General features: G+C 48.1%; 4 protein-coding genes. 2 read left to right on the top strand and 2 right to left on the bottom strand.

The features are described from left to right. The coding region (locus tag EBR25_13405) for a hypothetical protein (protein NBW41978.1) at positions 1–876 on the top strand (876 nt) is incomplete at its 5' end. Next, entirely contained in the window at positions 854–1,312 is a 459-nt protein-coding gene (locus EBR25_13410) for a hypothetical protein (protein NBW41979.1), read from the top strand. The genes EBR25_13405 and EBR25_13410, both read left to right, overlap by 23 nt. On the opposite strand, the gene EBR25_13415 is transcribed toward EBR25_13410, so the two are convergent. Both EBR25_13415 and EBR25_13420 read right to left on the bottom strand, forming a co-directional pair. Next, positions 1,313–1,639: a septal ring lytic transglycosylase RlpA family protein gene (locus EBR25_13415; GenBank protein NBW41980.1), complete on the bottom strand. Its 327-nt coding sequence runs from the start codon at positions 1,637–1,639 to the stop codon at positions 1,313–1,315. After that, the coding region (locus tag EBR25_13420; GenBank protein NBW41981.1) for a hypothetical protein at positions 1,630–2,099 on the bottom strand (470 nt) is incomplete at its 5' end. The genes EBR25_13415 and EBR25_13420, both read right to left, overlap by 10 nt.

Raw genomic sequence — 2,099 nt, forward strand, 5'->3', positions numbered from 1 at the left:
CTCGCAGAGGAACTCGACCAATCGGGTCGAGTGGCCGAAGGGGTAATGATAATCGTCGCGTTTACAAACGGAAACACAGATAATCCCAATAAAGGGGCGTACATACCTACTGTACGTAAGAGATCGTTAAACTATACTCTTACCTTAGTACAGAAGCAAGCACAGAGGGAAGGACACTCTTTTTGTCTGCCTATTCTTGATTTGTTGGCAGATTCCATAACAGGGTGGGTACCTGAAATACCAGGTCTCGAGTTTCAAACCGGTTTCGAATTAGGACCCGAACGTTTCGTTCAGGTCACAAAAGAGGCGTCTCAGTTTATCTACGAGCAATCATATACCATCGAAGTGTTGATACCGGACGGTAGGTTTTACTCCCAGCCCTGCGCAGCATTCGACCCCATCGAGGTGGGTGATTTCCTCCCTATCCGTAAGTGCCTGGTTACCCCGGGCTCTGAGAGTAGGCAGACCGGCCTCGCTGTATGGCGACGGACGATAGGAGAGGGAGAGGTCCAGAAGTATGTAGTGGAAGACAACAGGTGTGGAAGGCTTACAGGGGACAACTTGAGCGTTCAGTGTACTGGCGAGGAGGGATCTGGCAACGCTACTTACGAATTTGTCCCCATCACCGCTATTGGAACTGATGGCAGTATAGACAACAGCAAGGTTGTGACTGGAACTCTCACTAATGTGTGGAAATGTATGAGAGAGGGTATAAAATCTGGCGAGGCTATACCTCCGTGGTTTAAACTGAACATCGAAATGGGTCTGTGGAGAAATAGCATAGGAACCGTACCCAATACCGAGGTAGAAACAAGCGCTTATCAGGTTATAACACAAGATTTGAATAGAAGGTATGATGAGGATACTGCCACGTAATCCTTTTCTACCCCTACCCGCCATGGAAACCGAATTTATCGACGCTCTAACAGCGCAATACAATCTTGCCGGAGCAGCCCAGCTAGCTCACTGGAACTCAGTGGGCGAGAATTTTTACTCCTTCCATTTGTTGTTCATGAGAATCTACGAAATGGTAGAAGAAAAGATTGATACACTTGCCGAGCAGGCAAGAGGTAAAGGTATTGAGATTCCCGCTAAAATTTTTAATAGTGTCCCTGAGATTGAGTGGGACGATTGTAGTGAATTGGCCAAAGAAGTTCTCAAAGTGTGTGAAGAACTATGCGAGGCTCTGGACAAACTTCACAAGAAGGCGGATGAAAAAGCTGAGTACGGTGTTCTTAATGTAATCGAGGACATTTTATCCGATTGCAACACAGTAAAATACCTACTCAGCTCTGTTATCAACAAGATCTAGCTAGAGGATCGTATAGCAAACAGGGATTACTCCGGAGCTAGGAGAACTTATCCTGGTAAATGCGCCGTAGGACAAATCGAGAATGCGGCCACCGCTGTAAGGCCCCCTATCATTGACCCTTACAACCACGGATCTTTTACTTCTCCTATTGGTAACCCGGACCCTGGTACCCATGGGCAACCTCTTGTGCGCCGTAGTCATCTTGCTGGGGCTCATAACTTCCCCCGAAGCAGTGATTTGCCCTGCAAATCCATCGCCTTTACCATAATACGAGGCAATACCGCACTGTGTCGTGGCTACAAGTTCTGCTAGAAAAATCAAGGTAATGGGGGTTCTAGACTCCTCAAAGAGTTTAGCACAGGGACGAGGCTTGTGATCGTATGAGCACGGCCATTCGGCTCGGGGGTAGTCTGGGAGACGGTCACCGTACTCGCCGTAGCCGCCTTCCTAAAAATCTTATCGATCTCGATACTACTGAACCAGGCATTGGCATGTGGCATCTCGCAGATCCCGTAGTTGTACCGCAGCCATGCCCAAGACCAGATGTGAGCGACTTGATACAGAGCGGCGACGACATCGGCGTCAGATTCGCGGCACATGTACAGAACACTGTCATGAACCGACATGCAGAACCTAGCCTTTATACCATACCTCTGAGTCAAGTATTCCATCGCAGTCAAAAAGGCATGGAGCATCGCGCTTCCGGTAGACTGGATAACCCAGTTATTCCTCATAGTGAAGAAATCTTTCCCTACATTTTGAGGACGGAAAGCAGTAGACATTCTGG

Source organism: bacterium (assembly GCA_009926305.1).
GTDB lineage: Bacteria > Bdellovibrionota_C > UBA2361 > UBA2361 > RFPC01 > RFPC01.

Coding starts and splice junctions, on each gene's coding strand:
- EBR25_13410 (NBW41979.1), top strand. CDS start 854: ATGATGAGGATACTGCCACGTAATCCTTTTCTACCCCTACCCGCCATG.